Raw genomic sequence first — 18,217 nt, 5'->3', positions numbered from 1 at the left:
ACGTCCCCGGCGCGGCTGGGTCGAGGCCACCGCCGTACTCGCCGACGAACCCCGCAGGCGTACCGCTACGCCGAAACCGGCCTGGTCACCGATGCCGGTGAACTCCACGACATTGCCCGGGCCGTCCTCGGATTCAGTGGTCGCGGACACGGGGACGACGAACCCAATAGGGTGCCGCCCAAGCACGACAGGTCTCCGAACTCGCACGCTCCATGCGCGGGGACTCCGCCAACGGCTACTTCATCAACCTGCCCGGCACTCGACGGCCGCAGGGCGCTTGCCCACAGGGATGATCCGCGCGACGGACAACGACACCGGCTCGACGACACGCCGGACCGTAAGCTTCCGTCCGGAGCGACGAGACGGACCTGTCGGCCGGGTTTCCGTCGCCAACGACTGGTGCGTCGATCACCTTGCCTCGGTGCGCCTGGGGCCGTCGGCCGGGACGGCAGCCGACGGCCCGAGCAACGTATGGGCCGCTAAACGGTATTCGTCCGGCCCCGGGGCCGCGTGGTGCTATCTGAACAGGCGGTCGCTGCTGTTGGCCATGCGGTGGGTGCCGCTGTGTGCGTTCACCCAGTCACGGATCATCTTGACGGCGTTGCCGCATTGCCAGTTGTTGTCGTAGTCGCGCACCCCCGCGACCCGCCGAACGCGTCGCCTCAGCGCACCGCGCCGATGGCCTCGATCTCGATCAGCCACTCGGGATCCGCCGGCGCGGCGACCTGCACGAAGGACTCGGCCGGGAAGGGGTCGGCGTACGACGCTTCGCGTATCGCCTCGTAAAGGTGCTGGTGCGCGATGTCCGTGACGAAGACGGTGACCTTGACCAGATGGTCGAGGCCGGATCCGGCAGCTTCGAGGACGCTGCCGACATGGGCCATGGCCTGGCGGGCCTGGGCCGCGAAGTCGCCGGGCGCGACGGTTTTCCCGTTGTCGTCGACCGGTGCCTGCCCCGAAGTGAAGATCAGGTCGCCGACGCGGATGCCGAGGGAAATGCGGGTCGGGGCGTACCAGTCGGCGTCGACGGTGACACGAACGGGAACGGAGGCGGCCGGCTTGGTCATGGTGGGTCCCTGAGAGTGGTCGACGGCCCGGGAGGACCGGGGGCTGAGGATGGATCTCCACGGTGGCCGGGGCCGAGCGCGGTGGTCCGCGAGGAGTGCAGTCGCGGTAATCGCGTCGCACGGAGGCAGCGGCGATCCGCCGTCTCCGCGCAGGACCGTAGCACATTTTGAACCGATCGATCCAAAACCGTTTCGGGCGCTCCGTTGCCCCGCAAGGACTGCACGGCCTCTGCGAACCGCCGTGAGCGGCCCGGGTTTCGGGCTTCGCCCCGAGGAGGCGGACGACCGCGGCTCCGCCCGAATTCGTGCCCTGTAGCAAGGAATCGGGATTCCGCCCCGGGAAGTCACCCCGAAACAGCAACCGTTGCCTCGGCCCGTGTCGGGAGCTCCGCGATGTGGAAGAGGGTGTGCTCGCGGCCTGTCGGGGCGACCAGTTGCAGGCCGGTGGGGAGGCCGTCCACGGGAGCCGCCGGCAGCGTGAGCGCGGGAACGCCGACGAGGTTCCAGGGGAAGGTCAAAGACAGCAGGATCGCGCGGACCTCGACGGGCGTACCGGCGACGTCGAGGTCCCGGCAACCCAGGGGTGGCGCCACCACCGGCACCGTGGGCATTGCCAGTACGTCGTGTTCCTCGAAGAGACGGGCCACCGTCCGCGCCGCGAAGCTCCGGACGCGGTGTGCGTGGCCGACCTCGTCGTCCCCGACCGCCCCCGCCACGCGCAGGCGTTGCAGGACCTCCGGATCGAACAGACCGGGCTCACGCTCGATCCGGTCGGCGTGCACCGCATGGGCCTGCCGGCCCTGAATGGCGAGGAACGCCTGCCGCAACCGCGCCGCTCCGGGGAAGGGGACGTCGGGAACGGGGCCGACACGCTGTTCGAGTGCATCCCGTGCGGCCCGCGCCACCCTCGGGTCCGTGGGTCCCAGCCCGCGGGTGTCCAGCCACGCGATGCGGAGCGGAGCGGTCGTCCGGGCAAGCTCCGGCGCGCTGCCCGTGAGCACGTGGTGCGCGGTGAGACAGTCCCGTGCGCCGCGAGCGTGGATGCCGACGTGGTCGAAGGCCGTCGCCAGCGGGAAGACGCCCTCGGTGGGCAACGCTCCGAAGGCGGGCTTGAATCCGTGGACGCCGCAGAGTGCCGAGGGGATGCGTACGGAACCGCCGGTGTCGGTGCCCAGAGCCAGCGGAACCATTCCCGCCGCGACCGCCGCCGCGCTGCCACCACTGGATCCACCGGTCATGCGGCTCGGGTCGTGCGGATTGCGCGAAGCCCCTTGGAGAGAACGGTCGCCGGTCGGGCCGTAGGCGAACTCGTGTGTGGTGGTCTTTCCCACGATGACCGCGCCTGCCTCGCGAAGCCGGGTCACACAGGCCGCGTCGACGGCGGGAACGTGGTCGCAAAAGTGTGCCGACCCGTAGGTCGCCGGCAGGCCCGCGACGTCGATGAGGTCTTTGACGCCGACCGGGACACCGTGCAGGGCGCCACGATAGCGGCCCGCGCCCAGTTCGCGGTCGGCCCGCTCCGCCGCCTCCAGAGCCCCGGCCGGATCGACCGCGACGAAGGCGTTGAGCCGATCGTTCGCTCTGGTGATCGCGTCGAGCGCGTGGTGGGCCAGTTCCACGGCCGAGACGCGTCGTGCGCGCAGGGCGTCGGCGAGGTCCGCGAGCGTGTGGTTCGTGAAGTAGCCGGAGATCGCCGGCTCGACCCTGCGGTCGGTCGTCATGTGCGTCCCTCGTATCGCGTCGTCGTGCGTCGTCGTGGGTGGTCGTGCGCGGTCGTGGGCGGTTCGACGCAGGGCCGGTCCCGTCCCGTCGGCCCGCCCCGGCACGGAGGCGGGCCGACGGGACGGTCGATCACCGGACGGTCGCCACGTTCGCCGTGTCCGTGCTCCCATCCGCCGGCGTGGCGGACGCGGCCGAGCCCGTGGCCGGCGCCCCGTCCCCGACGGGTTCCCCCGCGCTCGGAGCCGGGTCCATCCGAGCGGGAGCGGTGGACTCTTCGACCTTTCGCCCCGCCGCCGCGCGCGAGAGCAGATAGTAGAACCCGCCGGCCACGCCGAGTCCGGCGAGCCAGGACAGGTCGATGTCGCCGAGCGCCCGGGCGACGGGCCCGCGCATGACCGGAACCAGACCGTACTGGCAACTCCACGCCGCGACGACGCCGAGTCCCAGGCTGATCAGACCGGGCCGGTTGAACGCGGGGTAACGCGAGGCGGGCCCGGTCTCGTACAGCGAGGCGACGTCCGGCCGGCCGCGGCGCACCACGAAGAAGTCGACGACGACCACGCCTGCCCAGGGGCTGATCCACACCAGGATCGATGTCATCCAGTTGTCGAAGGCGTGCGCGAAACTGTCGGAGCGCAGGAAGACCAGCAGCACCAGCGTGGCCACGGCACCGGACGCCAGGGTGATCTTCCATCGGGCCGCTCGCAGACCCACCGACAGTGCGGCCAGCGAACACGAGTACAGGTTGAGGATGTTGGTGGCGATCGGGCCGTGCATGACGAGCAACAGCACCGGCAGCGCCAATCCTCCGAAGGCGCCGATCACCAGTTGCGACGGGTCACCACTTTCACCGGAACTCGCCAGACAGGCGCCCAGCGCGGCCAGCCACACCGTGGGCACGTACATCCCCAGCGCCGTGGCCCACACGACCTTGCGACCGGACGTACCGGGTCTGACGAAGCGGCTGTAGTCGCCCGAGTACGGGAGCCAGCTGACCGCCCAGCCGACGCCGATCGCGGTGACCAACTGGGTCACGGCGGTGAACTTGGCACCAGGGGACGTGGCCGTCGATCCGGTCCAGTCCAGGTCGACCTGGGTCAGCGCGACCACCGTCATGACGGCCATGACCACCACCGTCAGGGGCACGGTCCACTTCTCGAAGGTGCGGATCGCGTAGAACCCGAACAGGGCCAGCCCCAGTTGCACGGCCATGATGACGGCAGCCACCAGGTATTGCAGACCGGCCCCGCCGGTGATGCCGAGTTCGTCCAGCATCGCGATGGCGAGGTCCAGCACCACCCAGGTGTTCACGCCCACCCAGCCCATCGCGAGCAGTCCCTGCATCACGCCGGGCAGGATCGCGCCGCGACGGCCGAACGCGGAGCGGCCGAGCACCATCTGGTTGACGCCGGTGCGGTGTCCCATCAGGTTGAACACGCCGAAGACCGCGCACCCGACGATGTTGGCCACCACGACCACGAGCAGCGTCTCGACCAGGCTCAGGCCCAGGGTCACTCCCAGTGCCCCGAGCACCCAGTTGATCGGCGCGATGTTGGCGCCGGCCCAGATCCAGAACTGCTCCCACGCGGTCGAATCGCGACCCGACGCCGGAATCGGATCGATCCCGTGCGGGTCGAAGACTGCCTTCGTCGGGGTCTCGCCTGTCTCGTGTGGTGCGTTGGGCGACATGACACTCCTCCGGGGGTCGGCGACATACGTCGGCTGTGAGTGACTTCACGGAACCACCGGAGCGCCACTGCCGGAGAGTGGAGAGAAAGTGCCTTTTCGGGGTCGATCGATGGTTGAATCCACACCATGTTCACGTTGCGTTCGCTGGCCGAGTCGGAAGAGTTGCGGCTGACGGTCCTCGTGACCGGCGCGCCGGGGGCACTGGACGCGGACGTGGCCTGGGTGCACAACACCGAACTGCCCGACCCCTCGCCATACGTCGGCCGCAGCGAATTGGTGATGACCAACGGCCTGTGGGCCGAGCACGCCGAGGCCGCGGACTTCGTCGCGAACGTGCGTCGGTCGCACGCCGCCGGGGTGGTGTTCGGACTGCGCAGGTCGGTTCGCCGGACACCGTCCGACCTGGTCGCCGCGTGCCGCGAGGCAGACCTGCCGCTGCTCGAACTGGCGGTCGAGGTGCCTTTCACCGCGCTCTCCCACGCCGCGGCCGCCGCCTACGCGCGCCGGCGGCACGACAGCCTGGAGGCGTCCGTACGCAGAGGCGACGCGCTGGCCGAGGCCATCTCCCGGGGAGCGGGCACCGAGGGGGCGCTGCACGTCCTGCGCCGGGAGGTGGATCTGCCGCTGGCGGTGGTCGAGCGCTCGGGACGGCGTCTCGCCGAGGCCAGCATGCACTTGGGCGACGACGAGGCGACCGCCGTCGCCGCGGCTCTGACCCGACGTCCGCCCCCGCTGGAGGTGAACATCGGGAACGACCGGACCGTGACCCTGTTCCTGGTCGGCGCCTTCGGCGAACCCGACGCCGCACTCGTGTGCCCGGGCCCGCCGTCGGCGATCGGCGAGTTCGAGCAGACGGCCCTCCAGCAGTGCGCGCACTTCCTGAGCCTGGAGACCGCCCGGCGGCGCGCCGAACGGGCCATCGAGTCGCGGTTCGCCGCCGAACTCGTCGACATGATCATGTCGGGCCTCGGCGCCTCCCGGGAACTCGCGCACCGACTCGAGGGGTTCGGCCTCGACACGGGCGGGCCGACCGCGATGTGTGCCATCGCCCCCGCGCACGGCGACCATGCCGTCCTCGACGAACTCGCCGAGGCCGCACAGGTGGCATTCGCGGCCGCCGGCCTCCCGGCAGTCATCGCGCCGGGGGGCCGCGACATCATCTGCCTGTTCACCTGGCGGGACGACGAGGAGGATCTCGGCGCCTGGCTCGCCGGCCTCGTCGCGCGACTGGGCGGACGCGTCCCCGATCGCCGCGTCGTCCTCGGCTACAGCGGCGTCACCACGCCCGGCGCGCCCTTGCGTACCCCGCTGGTGGAGGCACGCGAGGCCTGTCGCATCCTGGCCCGACAGGCTTCCGGGCCGAGCGTCGCGACGTTCGCCGAACTGCCCTCGTACTCCGCGTTGTTGGGCCAGATCGACCCCGCCGTTCTGCGCCGCATGGCCGACACGCTACTCGGCCCGTTGCGCGAGCAGGACGCCTCCCGCAATACCCAGTTGGAGATCACGCTGCGCACGTTCCTGGATCGCGGTGCGCAGTTCTCCGCGACCGCGGAGGCTCTGTTCGTCCACGTCAACACGCTGCGCAAACGACTGGCCCGAATCCGTGAGTTGACCGGTCGCGACCCGCTCCTCATCGACGGCCGGGTGGACCTCTTTCTCGCGCTGCAGGCGGACGCGATGACGGGGCCGTGAGCACCCTCGGAGGGGTCCTCTCCAGAGGGGGGATGATCCGACACCGTATGGCCCCATCCAGTGTCGAATCCTCCCCTGTCGTGCGCGCACCGTGCGTGTTTGAGTAGGCGACATGGAACTCACCTTCCGGGTACACCGGATCGAGGTGCCGGCCCGCGAGGGACGCGCACTACGCGTCGCCGCCGGACAGCGGCTGCGGGTGGTCGACGTCGAAGGCCGCCAGGTCGGAGACGTATTCGCGTTCACCGACGACGACTCCGGCGAACATCTGAGCGCGTCGCACACCCGCGCGCACCTGAGCAAACTCTTCCCCGACGTCGGCGAGCACTTCGTCACCAACCATCGCCGCCCGATCCTGCGTCTCGCCGCGGACACCTCCCCCGGACGCCACGACATGCTCATCGCGGCGTGCGACGCCGCGCGATACGCGGCACTCGGGGCACCCGATCACGCGTCCTGCGCGGACAACCTGCGCACCGCCATGGCCGAGATCGGCCGCCCGGTGTCCCACATCCCACAGCCGGTCAACGTCTTCATGGACATCCCGGTGCGCGTGGGCGGCGGACTCGACTGGGTCAGCGCCTCCACCGGCGCCGGCGACAGCATCACCTTCGAAGCTCTCATCGACTGCGTCGTCGCGGTCTCCGCCTGCCCACAGGACCTCGTCGACATCAACGACGGGACACCCACCGCGCTCGAACTGCAATTGATCGACCACTCCCCCGGCATCACCGACCCGTTCGGCGAAACACCCGCCGACCCGGCCGACACCCGACTCTAGAACGGAACTTGCGATGACCACGCCTGCTACGACCACGCCTGCCGCAACCACCCCTGTCGCGGGCCATCCGGCCACCGAGCCCCTCTCGTTCGCCGGGCTACGCCTGACCAACCGCTTCGCGGTCGCGCCGATGACCCGGGTATCCGCCACCGAGGACGGCGTCCCGACCCCGGAAATGGCCGACTACTACGCCGAGTTCGCCAAGGGCGGCTTCGGACTGGTGATCACCGAGGGCACCTACACGGACACCACGTTCAGCCAGGGTTACGCCCGCCAGCCGGGCATCGTCGCCGGGCGGCACGTATCCGCCTGGACGGCGATCGTCGACCGGGTCAAGGCCGCCGGGACACCGATCGTCCTGCAACTGATGCACGCCGGGGCACTGTCCCAGGGCAACCACTACCGCACCGAGACCCTGGGGCCCTCCGCCGTCCGGCCCCGCGGGGAGAAGATGCCCGAGTACGGCGGCTCGGGACCGTGGGACGTCCCCCGCGCGATGACACCCGACGACATCGAGGAGGCCGTCGAGGGCTTCGTCGCGTCGGCGGTCAACGCCCGCAGGGCGGGGTTCCAGGGCGTCGAGGTACACGCGGCCAACGGCTACCTCCTGGACCAGTTCCTCACCGACTACACCAACGAGCGGACCGACCGGTTCGGCGGCGACGCGCACAACCGCGTCCGCCTGACCGCCACGGTGCTCAATCGCATTCGGGTGGCGCTGGGACCGGACTTCGTGGTCGGCGTACGCCTGTCGCAAACCAAGGTCAACGACTTCACCCACCGCTGGTCGGGCCCCGCGGAAGCGGAGACCATCTTCCGGGCGGTGGCCGAGGCGGGAGCGTCGTACCTGCACGTGGCCAGTGAGGGACGCGACTGGCTCGAGACCGCGAAGCTGGAGGGCGGGGAGACGATCACCGCGTTGGCCCGCCGCGTGACCGGCCTCCCGGTGATCGCCAACGGCGGCATGCACAAGCTCGACCAGGCCGGACGACTGCTCACCGAGGGACACGCGGACGTCCTGTCCATCGGCCGCGGTGCGCTGGCCAACCCGGACCTGCCGTACCGCGTCACCAAGGGCGAAGCGCTGGACCGCTTCGACCACACGATGGTGCAACCGATGGCCACTCTGGAGAACGCGCGCCTATGGCGAGAGAAGCGCGACGCCGTGTGATCTCCTGGCGATCTCCTTCCCGACAGCACCTGCGATGCGGTGGCGCGGGTACGATTCCCGCGCCGCCGCGGGACCCGTCGAGGCGCGAACGCGGCGACCGCACACCGCGACGCAACTCGCGCGACAACGACACGACCAGCAGAGGTACACATGAGCGACAAGTGGCGAAACGGTGCCGGGGCTGTGGCCACCCTCACCTTCGATGTGGACGCCGAGGCACCGATCCTGGCGCACGGACGCCATTACGCCGCGCACGCGTCCACCATGTCGCACCAGGCATACGGACCCGACGTGGGCGTACCGCGCATCCTCGACCTGCTCGACGAGACGGGTGTGCCGGCGACGTTCTTCATCCCCGGTTGGGTCGCCGAGCGCCGCCCGGGCCTGGCCGCCCGGATCGTCGACCGCGGTCACGAGGTCGCCCACCACTCCTACAGCCATCGCCCGCCGACGAGCCTGGCGCCGGGTGAGGAACGCGCCGACTTCGAGCGCGGCATGGAGGTCTTCGCGGCGCAGGGCATCGAGATCAGCGGCCACCGGGCGGCGAACTGGGAGGCGACCTACGAGACCACCGAACTGGTCGCCGACCACGGGCTCCTGTACGACTCGTCGCTGATGGGCGACGACCGCCCCTACCGCATCCCCACGGCAAGGGGCGTCGTCACCGAACTACCCGTGCACTGGTCGCTCGACGACTGGGAGCAGTACGCCTTCCTCCCGGCCCCACACGTTGGATCCGTCATCGAATCCCCCCGCAAGGTCCTGCAGATGTGGACCGACGAGATCGACGCGATGGCCCACTACGGAAGTCTGTTCAACCTGACGAACCATCCCTTCCTCACCGGGCGTCCGTCGCGCGCGATGGCACTGCGCAAGCTGATCGAACACGCGCTCTCCCGAGGTGACGTGACATTCCTGCGCTGCCGTGACGTGGCGAAACTTGCCGCCGAAGACGCCGATCTCCCCACCCGCCCCTCGGCACCGCCGCCCGCGGACTCGCTGGGCGTGTTCCCCCCTGGGCCCGCGTGACGTCGGAGACACTCGGCCCCTGCCCGCCGGCGGCGCTCGCATACTGGACCGCATGGACGTCTACGACACGATCGGGATCTCGTACACGCGGACTCGCCGGCCGGATCCGCGGATCGCGGCACAAATCGTCGCGGCACTCGCGGACGCGGCGGACGTGGTCAACGTGGGGGCCGGAACCGGCTCCTACGAACCGCCGCACACGGTCCTGGCGATAGAGCCCAGCCGCGTCATGATCACCCAGCGGCCGCCCGGATCCGCGCCCGCGGTGCAAGCGGTCGCCGAACACCTGCCTCTGCCCGATCGGGCCGTCGACGCGGCCATGGCCCTGCTCACCGTCCACCACTGGACCGACCCGGCGGCGGGGATCGCCGAACTGCGCCGCGTCGCCCGCCGCCGCATCGTCATCATGACCTGGGATCAGAAGATCTTCCGCGAAAGTTTCTGGCTCGTGCGCGACTACCTGCCCCAGGCCGCCGAGTTCGACGACGCGCGGGCGATGGACCTGGACCGATTGACCGAGTTGCTCGGCGGAGCCCGCCGGGAACCGGTCCCGATACCCCACGACTGCACCGACGGATTCGGCGCCGCATACTGGCGCCGACCGCACGCCTACCTCGACCCCCGCGTACGCGCGGGCATCTCCATGCTCGCCCAGACCGGCGAGCACGCCCTCGCCCCGGGCCTGGCCCGACTCGCCGACGACCTGAACACCGGCCGCTGGCACACCCGTTACGCCGACCTGCTCTCCCACGACAGCATCGACGTCGGCTACCGCCTCGTCGTCGCCGACCTGACCTGATGTCCGAAGCCCGGTTGAAGTGGCCGGTCCGTAGTGCCCTCGATCCGCTCGATCGCCTGAAGTGCGGTTCGCTCACACGTCATTGCCGAAGTTCTCGTGCACCGAGGCGAGTTCCGTGGAGGGGTCTGCAGTCGATCATGCCGTTGCTCTGGAACACGTCGACGGCCGCGCCGCCGCGTCAGCGAACTTTCGCCGCGGCGCCGCGAAGAAGTCCGGGGACAAGGCGGCGGTGAACGGCGGACAGCGCGGGCCAGACCAGACGATCCCATCGTCGCACTCGTGGAGGGCTCGGCCGCACCGGCGGTCGACATTCCGGTGGCGAGGGTTCCAGCGGCAAGAGCCACCGCCAATCCCATCTTCATGCTTCGCAAGGTGTTCCCCCTGTGCAGTCACGAATCGTGCGGTCGATACGAGAAACTACGCGTCAGGCTCGGGGCGGCGCGTCCCGTAGTGGGTTGACCTTTCTCCCGTCACCCGGTGGACCGAGGCCGTACGTCAGCGTGGATTCTCCAACCGGCGTGGTACGCGGAGCCTCGCCTCAGGACTCGTCGCCGTCCTTGTCCCAGTCCCGCAGTCGGCGCAGCGGGTGGCCGGTTGCCGACTTGCACAGGAACTCGGCGCGCTCGTAGGACAGTCGTCCCCGGCCGGTCTGCGGGCAGACGTCCTCCGCGCCCAGGATGCCCGCCCGCGCCGGGCCCGGGCGTCGGTCGGCGAGGAACACCGGGCCGCGGGCGCGGCCGGCCAGGAGTTCGGGCAGGAGCGCGGCGGTCCCCGACCGCCAGGTGATCCACGCGCCACGCCGATTCGGCCGCTGGTCCGCCTGCCGGTCCGCGCGGCGGGCTCGTCGCTCCGGCAGGTCGAGGTCTTGGACATTGAGTGCCAGCACGGCGGTGACGGTGGCGCCCGACTCACGCAGCAGCGTCCACAACGTGCGTTCCCGCAACGGGGCTTCCGCGTCCCCCGGCCACGCCGTTCCGGTCCTGACCGGGGCGGGCGTCGGCGCGGGGCGGTGTTCGGGCGTCCGCTGGGGGATGGCCGCGTCGAGGCCCGGGGTGTGCGTCCACGCCCCGAACGCCCGTACGGCGGACCGGTGTCGGTTCCAGGTGGCCGCCGCCACGCCGCCCCACGACACGCGGAAGGCGTCGGCGATCTGCTCGGCCGTCAGCGACGCGAGCGGCAACCCCACGCCCAGAGACAGCCGCAGGCGCCACAACGTCTGTCCGTAGGAGCGGGCCGTCGCCGGCGCGAGCCGGTCCTGGGCCAGAAACGCGTCGATGGCCTCGCCGAACGTCCGCGTGGACGCGTCCCCGATCGGGATCGCCTCGGCACGACGCGTCAGGTAGGCGCGTTCCGCGGCGTTTTTGGTCAGCAGCGCCGCGCGCTCGAACTCGCGGCGGGCCTCCTCGCCCCGCCCCAGGCGCAGCAGCAGGTCGCCGCGCACCCCGGGGAGCAGGTGGTAGTCGCGGAGTGCGGGGTCCGAGGTGAGCGTGTCGACGAGGGCGAGGCCGGCCGCGGGGCCGTCCGCCATCCCCACCGCGACCGCCTGGTTGAGCCGCACCACGGCAGTGGGCAGGAGTCGGGCGAGGGCGGCGTACAGTCCGGCGATCCGCACCCAGTCGGTCTCCTCGGCGGTGCGCGCCTGGGCATGGCAGACGGCGATCGCGGCCTGCAACACGTAGGGGCCGGGCCGGCCGGGCGTACCGACCGTGCGGGCCCGCAACATCGCCGCGAAGCCGCGGCGGATGAGCAGCCGGTCCCAGCGTCCCCGGTTCTGCGTGTCCAGCGGGACGGGTTCGCCGGCGGGGCCGGTGCGCGCCGCCGTACGGGATGCCTGGATCTCCATCAGCGCCACCAGGCCGTGTACTTCCGCCTCGTCGGGCACCGACTCGGCGAGCAGGCGCCCCAACCGGAGCGCCTCCAGGCACAGGCCGGGCCGGATCAGGTCGTCGCCGGAGGTCGCCGAGTAGCCCTCGTTGAAGATCAGGTAGACGACCTCCAGGACGGAGGACAGGCGTTCGGACAATTCGGCGCCGTCCGGGAGTTCGAACGGCACCCGCTCCTCGGCGAGCGTGCGCTTGGCCGTTGCGATGCGGCGGGCGATCAGCGGTTCGACGGAAAGGAACGCGCGGGCGATCTCGGAGGCGGTGAGTCCACCGAGCAGCCGCAGGGTCAGGGCGACGCGCGCCTCGGTCGGCAGGACGGGGTGGCAGGAGACGAACATCAGCCGCAGCACGTCGTCCTGCTCGGACGCCGGCTCGGCGGCCCCGAGGTCGTATGCGGGGCCGCCGACACCGTCGTCCATCCGCCGCCGCTCGGCCAGGTCGTGCGCGAGCGTCTCGCCGTGTTCCGCGAACCGCCGGTCGCGGCGGATGTGGTCGACGGCGCGGCGCTTGGCGACAGTGGTGAGCCAGGCACCCGGATTGTCCGGGACTCCCGACTGCGGCCACTGCTCCAGCGCCGCGACCAGCGCGTCCTGCGCCAGTTCCTCGGCCACGCCGACGTCGCGCACCATGCGGGTGAGCGCGGCGACGATCCGGGCCGACTCCATCTTCCAGATCGCGTCGACCGTGCGGTGGACGTCCGTCACGGACCGAAGACCTGCTGGATCACGCTTTCGCCGTCACCGACGATCCTGCGGAACCGGCGGCCCAGTTCGACCGCCTCCTCCTTGGAGCGGACCTCGACCAGGGCGAAGCCGACGACCGCCTCCTTGGACTCGGCGAAGGGACCGTCCGTGACGGTGATGTCGCCGCCCTCGGAAACCAGCCGGACGCCGCCCGGCTCGAGCCCGCCGGTGGCCAACAGCACGCCCGCGGCGCTGAGCTCGTCGATGAAGGCGCCCATCTCGGCGAACAGCTTCTCGTCGGGGGCCTTCGCGTTCTCCGAGGCCTTGGACGTCATCAGGTAGCGCATGGTGTTCCTCCGGTTTCGTCTCGCCCGGCCGGATCGCCGGGCACACCGACACGTCGCGCCGGCTCTGTGACAGGGAATCGCATTATTCCCTGTCGCATCGGCGGATCGACGAAGGTGCGAGCCACGGGGAGAAAATCCGAGGGTCACCCGCCCAACCAACGAGGAAACGAGACAGTTCGATGCGCATTGTGATGGGTGAATTCGTCAGCTTGGACGGCGTCATGCAGGCTCCGGGCCATCCGGACGAGGACACCGAGGGCGGGTTCGCCCACGGTGGCTGGACACACCCGTTCTTCGATCCGCGGGTGATGGGCGGCGCCCTCGCCGAGTGGGCCGCCGACACCGACGCGCTGCTGTTCGGACGCCGCACGTGGCAGGTCATGGCCGCGGCGTGGCCCGGGCGGGCCGGCGACCCCTTCGCCGACCACATGAACTCGGTCGCCAAGTACGTCGTCTCCGGCACCCTGGGCGACGACGACCTGACATGGAACAACACCACCCGCATACCCGGCGAACAGGCACTCGACCGGATCGGGAAGTTGCGGGACACCCCGGGTCGGGACCTGGTGGTGATGGGCAGCCTCGCGCTCGCCCGCACCCTCCTGACCGAAGGACTGGTCGACGAACTGCGACTCATGATCATGCCGGTGCTCCTCGGCGGCGGAAAGACGATCTACCCGACCGACGGCACACTGCGGACGCTCGAACTGGTCTCGACCACGGTGAGCGACACAGGCGTGCACGTGTGCAGCTACCGACCGGTGACCGCGGCGTAGTTCGCGCCCGGGACCGGGTTCCCACAGCGCGGCCGGGCACGCACCCGGCCGCGCCTGCACGGTGATGAATCCGCGAAAGGCTCGATACGCTCGTCGCGCTCGACATGCGAGGGACATCGGAACGGGCACGGAACCCGGACGGGGCCGACGCCACGTGCGGCCGAATGCGGGGTAATCCGGCGCGGGCGATGCTGTGTCGGCAAGGGAGTGGGCGCCCCGATCGCATCTTCCTCGATCGGGACGTCCGTGCCGCACGCTACCGGGTCGGTGACCGAAATCGATCATTCCCAGCCGCCAAAAGATAGGTTGCCCCGTGATGTCCGGGCGGCGGCGACGCACCGAGAACACGCGCAGACCGCGGCCGCGTTCGCCGGCCGGCTTGAACCCGATCGGCACGCCGTCAACGCGGCGCTCTCGGCTTCCGCCCGGTACGGCGAGGCGACCGAAGGTTGCCTGCCCGTGATCGCCCGACCTCGACCAAGTCGTGTGCTCCGTCGGGTTCACCGTGACGCGGCCCGCGACCGACGCCAACTCGCTTTCACCCGCCGGGGCGGCGACTACCTGGATCGCGAGCGATCGATGCCGCCTCGTTGTCGGGTCAGGGGGTGCCGGGTTCGTTCCAGCGACGGGCCGCTCGTTCGCCCAGTGTCGATACGCGGTCCGTCCACGGGGTTCCCTTCGCATGCTCGCTCGCGCCCGACGCTTCTCGGGAATTCGCGCGGGAGCCGGGCGAGGGCAACAACCGGGCGGTGAGCGAGAGCGCGCGGGTCATGGTCGCGGGGGCGAGTCCATGAGCCCGGACGGCAACCTTGGCCACCGCCGTGAGCACGAGCTCCGGCTTGCGCCGAATCCCGGCGCGCACGATCAACCGGGCCGCTCGCTCCGCGTCCATGGACACCAGAGGCAGCGACGCGGCGGCGGCGAACCAGGCGTACTCACGCGAACGGCGCCCCGTGAAACGCGCGGCCCGATGGGAGCCGGTACGCATGAGTCCGGGCACCGCCGTGGTCACGCTCACTCCCGAACCCGCGAGCTCGGCGCGCAGCCCTTCGGAGAACCCGGTCGCGGCGAACTTCGCGCACGCGTAGGGCAGCAGGTGCGGCGGAGCGATCCGGCCGCCGATCGAGGTCACGTTGATCACCCTGCCCTCGCCGCGCTCGCGCATGCCCGGCAGCACCGCCAGGGTCAGGCGCACCGGAGCCATGAACATGACCTCGACCGCCCGGCGGAACGCGTCGACGTCCAGGGATTCGAGAGGTCCCACCGTGATGATCCCGGCGTTGTTGACGAGGATCTCCACCGACCCGTGCCGCTTCGTCACCTCCGCGACGAGCGCGTCGATGTCGTCCGGATCGCCGAGGTCGCAGCACTCCCAGGAAACCGGGCGACCGGTGTCGCGGCGGATGAGCATCGCGGCGCGGGCGAGTTCCTCCTCGTCCCGGGCACAGATCGTCACCCGTGCTCCCAGCCGGGCCAACTCGCGTGCGATCAGTAGACCCAGACCGCGCGAGCCACCCGTGACCAGCGCGACCCGTCCTTCGACGTCTTTCCGCGAACGCGACCGGACCCGTCCTTGGGTACGGGCATGCGAGGTGTCGATCACGGCGTTTCCCTTTCTCCGATGCCAACCGCCCGGTGCCGGCTTCATGTGACGTCGTTCCCGAAGGCACCCCGAAGCCGATGCCCTCGCAGGGGCATGGCAATCACACCGGACCAGGCCCTTAGGGTCGCCCGGCGCTCCCCGGCCGCAGCCGGGTGGCACTCCACATCGAGGGCGGCGGGAGAGGGTCGGGGAATTCGCCGATGTTGCAACTCATCCGGGTTGGCGTGAGCGCCGTCGTTGCTCGGTCGTGGGTGACGCCGCGCGCGATCGCGCATGGGTTGGTGATCGGTGGACAGCCGTAGGGCATGGCTGTTCACACACGTTCCGTCCACATTGCGGCGTCCGGCGATCGGGTCTATCTCACGCTCGTCGACCCGGCGCGATTGCTCCGATACTTCCCGCCGGTGACGGAGGTCCATTCGGTGGCCGAAGGGTCCTGGGAGGTCACCGTCGGAGAGGGTACGACTGCCGTGCGGGCCTCGATCGTGCTGGAGCCGGACGGGCCCGCGACCCGGATCGGCTGGGCCGTGCGCGATACGCCGTATCGCGGCACCGTCGTCGTTCGGGGCGGCCCCAGTGACGTCGACAGCATCGTCACCGCGAGCGTCAAGGACGCGGACGACCCGCCGGATCTCGATGGCGAACTGGCCCAGACCCATGACCCGGGCGACTTCGGCGGGTCGCACGGCCGGGAAGCACTGCCCGTGGACGCCCTCACCGGCGACACCGATTCCGGCCTGGCCACCGGGGACGTGCTGGAGCGGGCTCTCGACCATTTGCGCGCGTACATCGAATCGGATGCCGGCCGGCGCTGACTGGTCGTCCGGCGCCGGCCGCTGCCCGTCCGCCGCACCTGCTCGGCGACTCGGTCCCGGTGTGGCTCAGGCGTCCTTGTCGTGCTCGTGCGCATCGGAGCCCGCCGGTCGGGAACCGAGGTTGCCGTAGCCGGGCATCTCGTGCGGTCCGCGCAGGCGACCGTCCCGAGGGATCGGCGCGGGCTCGCGGTTTTCGCCACCGGGGTCCGGGGCCGAGGCGGTGGGCAGATCCCGCGGCGGGGCCGGAGGCGGGCGGCGCCTGCGACGCACGCCGCTCACCACCGGAATGATGAGCAGTACGGCGATCAGCAGGACGGCCACAATCGCCACCCCCGCGACGGTTCCGGGCGATGCCGATGCGAACTGTGCCAGAGCAACCATGTCGGCACGGCTACCCCGCCTCACCGAGGCGATGCCTTACGGCCGGACGCAGGACACCGGTGGGGTACCAGGGCCCGACCGGGCATGGTCGGCATGTCGGGGCGATCCTCCCCTGGAGGTCCTCGTTGGAGATACTCGTTGGAGATCCTTGTGGACGTGGTCCGCCCGCGACGAGCGGGTCTGCCGGGATGTGGCCCGACGGCGACCGGCGCCCCGGTGTTTGATCGGACGCCGACCGGTCAGTCGGTTCGGTAGCAGGACGTCACGGCCCGGCCGGCCCCGCCGCCGGGTGCGGCCTCCCTGCACGGCGGCCCCACGGATCGCCGCTTCGAACGAGCACTCGCCTCCGGAGATGATCGCGATGAAGGCACTGACCTGGCACGGTAAGCGCGACGTACGCGTGGACACCGTCCCCGACCCGACGTTGAAGGACCCGGACGATGTGATCGTCAAGGTCACCTCCTCCGGGATCTGCGGCTCGGATCTACACCTGTACGAGGTCCTGGGTCCGTTCCTGAGCGAGGGCGACATCCTGGGCCACGAGCCGATGGGCATCGTCGAGGTGGTCGGCGCCGAGGTCACCCACGTACGGCCCGGCGATCGTGTGGTGATCCCGTTCAACGTCTCGTGCGGGGTGTGCCATACCTGCACGCACGGGCTGCACTCGCAGTGCGAGACCTCACGCGTGCGCGAACAGGGCATGGGCGGCGCGCTGTTCGGCTACACCAAACTCTACGGACAGGTCCCGGGCGGGCAGGCCGAATACCTGCGGGTGCCGTTCGGCAACAAACTCCCGATCAAGGTCCCCGACGGGCCGCCGGACGATCGCTACGTCTACCTCTCGGACGTGCTGCCGACCGCGTGGCAGGCCGTCGAGTACGCCGCCGTACCGCCCGGCGGCACCGTCGCCGTCCTCGGTCTGGGCCCCATCGGCGACATGGCGTGTCGCATCGCGCTGCACCGGGGCGCCGAGCGCGTGTTCGGCGTCGACCTGGTACCCGAGCGCCTGGCCCGGGCCCGCGGGCGCGGAGTCGAGGTCTTCGACCTCACCGCCCACCACGACATCGCCGAAACGATCCGCGCCCTCACCGACGGTCGCGGACCGGATGCGGTGATCGACGCGGTGGGCATGGAAGCCCACGGTGCGCCGGTGGGCAAGCTCGCTCAGCAGATCGCCGGCCTGCTGCCCGACGCGGTCGCCGAGAAGATGATGCGCAAGGCGGGCGTCGATCGGCTCAGCGCCCTGTACACCGCGATCGACCTGGTCCGTCGCGGCGGCACCATCTCGCTCTCCGGCGTCTACGGCGGCATGACCGACCCGCTCCCGCTGCTCACCATGTTCGACAAGCAGATCCAACTGCGCATGGGCCAGGCCAACGTGCACCGGTGGGTGGACGACATCCTCCCGCTGTTGGAGGACGACGACCCGCTGGGCACCGAGGGCTTCGCCACCCACCACGTCCCCCTGGCCGAGGCACCGCAGGCGTACGAACGGTTCCAGAAGAAGCAGGACGGCACCGTCAAGGTCCTGCTGCGCCCGTGAGCCCTCCGCGGCGCGGCCTCGGCCGAGACCGAGGCCGTGGCCGTGGACTCGGGAGGCTGTGGACCCCCGACCGGCCTTACGCTGGAATCGCCGACGGAAGTGGCGCACGAGCGTGTGGACGCTGCTCGTTCACGAGAACGCCAAGTGGCCCGGTAATGAGAGGGATCGGCGGGCGGAGGCCCGTCGCACGGAAGCGAGTGCGGCCGGCGGCCACGAGCGGCGCGCCCGGGTCGAAC

The 18,217-nt window shown here is 70.7% G+C and carries 15 protein-coding genes; 8 read left to right on the top strand and 7 right to left on the bottom strand.

Annotation, left to right across the window (positions count from 1 at the left end; all coding sequences use genetic code 11):
* Positions 1-662: 662 nt before the first annotated feature.
* The 3 genes from ACIRL2_RS31040 to ACIRL2_RS31030 all read right to left on the bottom strand — a co-directional run bounded on the left by ACIRL2_RS31040 (position 663) and on the right by ACIRL2_RS31030 (position 4,478).
* Positions 663-1,067: a RidA family protein gene (locus ACIRL2_RS31040; protein ID WP_395861353.1), complete on the bottom strand. Its 405-nt coding sequence runs from the start codon at positions 1,065-1,067 to the stop codon at positions 663-665.
* A 344-nt stretch (positions 1,068-1,411) separates the two neighbouring features.
* On the bottom strand, positions 1,412-2,788 hold the full coding sequence (locus ACIRL2_RS31035; protein ID WP_402236416.1) for an amidase: 1,377 nt from the start codon (positions 2,786-2,788) through the stop codon (positions 1,412-1,414).
* Between the two features lie 130 nt (positions 2,789-2,918).
* On the bottom strand, positions 2,919-4,478 hold the full coding sequence (locus tag ACIRL2_RS31030; protein WP_395861349.1) for a purine-cytosine permease family protein: 1,560 nt from the start codon (positions 4,476-4,478) through the stop codon (positions 2,919-2,921).
* A 126-nt stretch (positions 4,479-4,604) separates the two neighbouring features.
* Between ACIRL2_RS31030 and ACIRL2_RS31025 the strand changes: the two genes are divergently transcribed.
* The 5 genes from ACIRL2_RS31025 (at position 4,605) to ACIRL2_RS31005 (ending at position 9,950) form a co-directional block, all read left to right on the top strand.
* Positions 4,605-6,170: a PucR family transcriptional regulator gene (locus ACIRL2_RS31025; RefSeq protein ID WP_402236413.1), complete on the top strand. Its 1,566-nt coding sequence runs from the start codon at positions 4,605-4,607 to the stop codon at positions 6,168-6,170.
* 112 nt (positions 6,171-6,282) lie between these two features.
* A complete protein-coding gene (locus ACIRL2_RS31020; RefSeq protein ID WP_395861345.1) occupies positions 6,283-6,951 on the top strand; it encodes a DUF1989 domain-containing protein in 669 nt (222 codons plus the stop codon).
* Between the two features lie 13 nt (positions 6,952-6,964).
* On the top strand, positions 6,965-8,122 hold the full coding sequence (locus ACIRL2_RS31015; RefSeq protein WP_395861343.1) for a tRNA-dihydrouridine synthase: 1,158 nt from the start codon (positions 6,965-6,967) through the stop codon (positions 8,120-8,122).
* 150 nt (positions 8,123-8,272) lie between these two features.
* Positions 8,273-9,151, top strand: coding sequence for a polysaccharide deacetylase (locus ACIRL2_RS31010; protein ID WP_395861342.1), 879 nt, complete (start codon positions 8,273-8,275; stop codon positions 9,149-9,151).
* 52 nt (positions 9,152-9,203) lie between these two features.
* Positions 9,204-9,950, top strand: a complete 747-nt coding sequence (locus ACIRL2_RS31005; protein ID WP_395861340.1) for a class I SAM-dependent methyltransferase — start codon at positions 9,204-9,206, stop codon at positions 9,948-9,950.
* Positions 9,951-10,488: 538 nt separating this feature from the next.
* Here the strand turns inward: ACIRL2_RS31005 and ACIRL2_RS31000 are convergent.
* Both ACIRL2_RS31000 and ACIRL2_RS30995 read right to left on the bottom strand, forming a co-directional pair.
* Positions 10,489-12,537: a DUF6596 domain-containing protein gene (locus ACIRL2_RS31000; RefSeq protein ID WP_402236409.1), complete on the bottom strand. Its 2,049-nt coding sequence runs from the start codon at positions 12,535-12,537 to the stop codon at positions 10,489-10,491.
* A complete protein-coding gene (locus tag ACIRL2_RS30995; RefSeq protein ID WP_395861336.1) occupies positions 12,534-12,863 on the bottom strand; it encodes a YciI family protein in 330 nt (109 codons plus the stop codon). The genes ACIRL2_RS31000 and ACIRL2_RS30995 overlap by 4 nt, the downstream gene beginning before the upstream one ends.
* Positions 12,864-13,042: 179 nt before the next feature.
* Here ACIRL2_RS30995 and ACIRL2_RS30990 point away from each other — a divergent pair, with 179 nt between their 5' ends.
* Positions 13,043-13,639 (top strand): dihydrofolate reductase family protein, encoded by a 597-nt coding sequence (locus ACIRL2_RS30990; RefSeq protein WP_402236407.1) that lies wholly within the window; start codon positions 13,043-13,045, stop codon positions 13,637-13,639.
* A 598-nt stretch (positions 13,640-14,237) separates the two neighbouring features.
* Here the strand turns inward: ACIRL2_RS30990 and ACIRL2_RS30985 are convergent.
* The gene (locus ACIRL2_RS30985; RefSeq protein ID WP_395861332.1) at positions 14,238-15,242 is read right to left on the bottom strand and encodes an SDR family NAD(P)-dependent oxidoreductase; all 1,005 of its coding nucleotides are present in this window, start codon (positions 15,240-15,242) and stop codon (positions 14,238-14,240) included.
* A gap of 404 nt (positions 15,243-15,646) precedes the next feature.
* Here ACIRL2_RS30985 and ACIRL2_RS30980 point away from each other — a divergent pair, with 404 nt between their 5' ends.
* Positions 15,647-16,057 (top strand): hypothetical protein, encoded by a 411-nt coding sequence (locus ACIRL2_RS30980; protein WP_402236404.1) that lies wholly within the window; start codon positions 15,647-15,649, stop codon positions 16,055-16,057.
* Between the two features lie 66 nt (positions 16,058-16,123).
* Here ACIRL2_RS30980 and ACIRL2_RS30975 read toward each other — a convergent pair whose 3' ends face one another.
* Positions 16,124-16,438, bottom strand: a complete 315-nt coding sequence (locus ACIRL2_RS30975; protein WP_402236403.1) for a DUF6479 family protein — start codon at positions 16,436-16,438, stop codon at positions 16,124-16,126.
* Between the two features lie 361 nt (positions 16,439-16,799).
* On the opposite strand from ACIRL2_RS30975, the gene ACIRL2_RS30970 reads away from it, so the two are divergent.
* The gene (locus tag ACIRL2_RS30970) at positions 16,800-17,981 is read left to right on the top strand and encodes a zinc-dependent alcohol dehydrogenase (protein WP_395861831.1); all 1,182 of its coding nucleotides are present in this window, start codon (positions 16,800-16,802) and stop codon (positions 17,979-17,981) included.
* The last annotated feature ends 236 nt before the right edge of the window (positions 17,982-18,217 follow it).

The organism is Embleya sp. NPDC127516 (genome assembly GCF_044765325.1).
Classification (GTDB): Bacteria; Actinomycetota; Actinomycetes; order Streptomycetales; family Streptomycetaceae; genus Embleya.
The sequence above is the reverse complement of the archived record's forward strand: the minus strand, read 5'-3'. Positions and strand labels throughout refer to the sequence as shown.